Source organism: Salinibacter sp. (genome assembly GCF_036626415.1).
Classification (GTDB): Bacteria; Bacteroidota; Rhodothermia; order Rhodothermales; family Salinibacteraceae; genus Salinibacter.
Window position 1 is genome coordinate 1 of sequence record NZ_JAZKRW010000233.1, and the last position, 2,596, is coordinate 2,596.

At 67.8% G+C, this 2,596-nt stretch carries 2 protein-coding genes; both read left to right on the top strand.

Translation table 11 applies throughout. The features are described from left to right. Positions 1-1,836, top strand: a 1,836-nt coding sequence (gene tkt, locus V5A20_RS14065) for a transketolase (RefSeq protein WP_332327653.1), incomplete at its 5' end; no start/stop codon positions are given. 125 nt (positions 1,837-1,961) lie between these two features. Further along, a partial coding sequence (fsa, locus tag V5A20_RS14070) for a fructose-6-phosphate aldolase (RefSeq protein WP_332327654.1) occupies positions 1,962-2,596 on the top strand: 635 nt, incomplete at its 3' end.

Genomic DNA, 2,596 nt, shown 5'->3' on the forward strand with positions numbered 1-2,596 from the left:
GACCGGTTCGTGCTGTCGGCGGGGCACGCCTCGATGCTTCTGTACAGCCTGCTCCACCTGACCGGCTACGACCTTTCGATGGAGGAGATCAAAAACTTCCGGCAGTGGGGGAGCCAGACGCCGGGCCACCCGGAGGCCCACCTGACCGACGGGGTAGAGACGACGACCGGGCCGCTCGGGCAGGGCTTTGCCAACGGGGTGGGCATGGCGGTCGCCGAGCGGCTGCTGGCCGACGAGTTCAACGAAGAGGGCTTCCCGCTTTTCGACCATTACACGTACGCCATCTGCTCGGACGGGGACCTGATGGAGGGCATCTCCCAGGAGGCCGCCTCGCTGGCGGGCCACCTCGGGCTGGGCAAGCTGATCTACTTCTTTGACGACAACCAGATCACGATCGACGGATCGACCGACCTGGCCTTCACGGAGGACGTGGCCGGCCGGTTTGAGGCCTACGGCTGGCACGTCGCCCACGTCGAAGACGCCAACGATCTCTCGGCGGTGGACGCCGCGATCGAGGAGGCGAAGGCCGTCCCCGAGAAGCCGTCTCTGATCCGGGTTCAGTCCCACATCGGCTACGGGAGCCCGAACAAGCAGGACACCGCCGCGGCCCACGGGGCGCCGCTCGGGGAAGAGGAGGTGCGGCTGGCGAAGGAGGCGCTCGGCTGGCCCACGGAGGAGACATTCTACGTCCCCGACGCGGTGTACGACCACATGCGGGCGGCGAAGGCGGAAGGGCAGAAGGCCCAACGCGAATGGGAGGGCCTCCGGGCCGACTACGAAGAGGCCCACCCCGAACAGGCCGCCCGACTGGAGCGGTGGATGGACCGCGGGCTGCCGGAGGGGTGGGAGGAGACGCTGCCCACGTTTGAGCCGACCGCCGAAACCGGCGAAGAGATGGCCACCCGCAAGGCCAGCGGGCTCACCCTCGAGGAACTGGCCCCGGCGGTGGGGTACTTGATCGGGGGCTCGGCGGACCTGACCGGGTCGAACAAGACCGACGTGGAGGGGCGGGCGGATTTCCAGAAAGACCGCCCGGGCGGGCGGTACCTTCGGTTCGGGGTGCGGGAGCACGCAATGGCGGGAGTGTCGAACGGAATGGCCCTGCACGGGGGCATCCAGCCGTACGCCGGCACGTTCCTCATCTTTAGCGACTACCTACGGCCCTCTCTCCGGCTGAGTGCCCTGATGGAGCAGCCGGTCGTGTACGTCTTTACGCACGACTCGATTGGGCTCGGCGAAGACGGGCCCACCCACCAGCCGGTGGAGCACCTGATGGCCCTCCGGGCGATTCCGGGCCTTGCCCTTCTCCGGCCGGCCGACGCGAACGAGGCGGCCCAGGCGTGGGGCGCGGCGGTGCAGCGCACGGACGGGCCGACGGCGCTGGTCCTGACGCGGCAGACGTTGCCGACCTTCGACCGGACGGGGCTGGCGGCGGCGGAGGGACTGCACCGGGGCGCCTATATTCTGCGAGAGACGAACGGACAGCCGGACGCAGTACTGATGGGGACTGGAAGCGAGGTGCAGCACGCCCTCCGGGCCGCCGAAGCGCTTGAGAGCGAAGGCATCGAGGCGCAGGTGGTGAGCATGCCCTCCTGGGCGTTGTTCGAGGCCCAGTCGGAGGCGTACCGGCACACGGTGCTGCCGCCCTCGGTCGAGGCCCGCGTCTCCATCGAAGCGGGCGTGACCCAGGGGTGGGAGCGCTACGTCGGCACGAGCGGCACGGCGATCGGGGTGGACCGGTTTGGGGCCTCGGCGCCGGGGGAGCGCGTGATGGAAGAGTACGGCCTGACCGCCGAGCGGGTCGCCGCCGCCGCCCGCACGCTGGTCGAGGGGTGACGACGAGGCGCTCATCGAAATGAAGGATTCGTAGTGAAGGACGGACCGGCTGCGTCGACAACGCTCGACGCGCAGCCCCCACCTTGCGCTAAACACACGTTCACACGAACAACATTCGACTTGCCATGAAATTCTTTGTAGACACCGCCAACCTGGAAGAAATTCGCGAGGCCAACGACATGGGCGTGCTGGACGGGGTGACCACGAACCCGTCCCTCGTCAAGGCGGAGGGCAACGTGGACTTCCACGAGCGCGTGCTGGAGATTTGTGAGACCGTCGACGGGGACATCTCCGCAGAGGTGACGGCGACGGAGTTCGACGGCATGATGGAGGAGGCCCACACCCTGGCCCAGATCCACGACAATGTCGTCGTCAAAATTCCGCTCATCAAAGACGGCATCAAGGCCCTCCGCGCCCTCGACGACGAGGGCATTCCCACGAACTGCACGCTCTGCTTCTCGCCGACGCAGGCGCTGCTCGCGGCGAAGGCCGGGGCGGACTACATCAGCCCCTTCATCGGGCGGATTGACGACATCTCCTCCGACGGGATGACGCTCATCGAAGAGATCCGCCAGATCTACGACAACTACAGCTTCGAGACGGACATTCTGGCGGCCTCCATCCGGCATCCCACCCACGTGAAGCGGGCGGCCCTGGCGGGGGCCGACGTGGCCACGATGCCGTTCGAGACGATGATGAAGCTGCTGGAGCACCCGCTGACGGACCGCGGGCTGGAGCGCTTCCTGGCGGACTGGGAGGA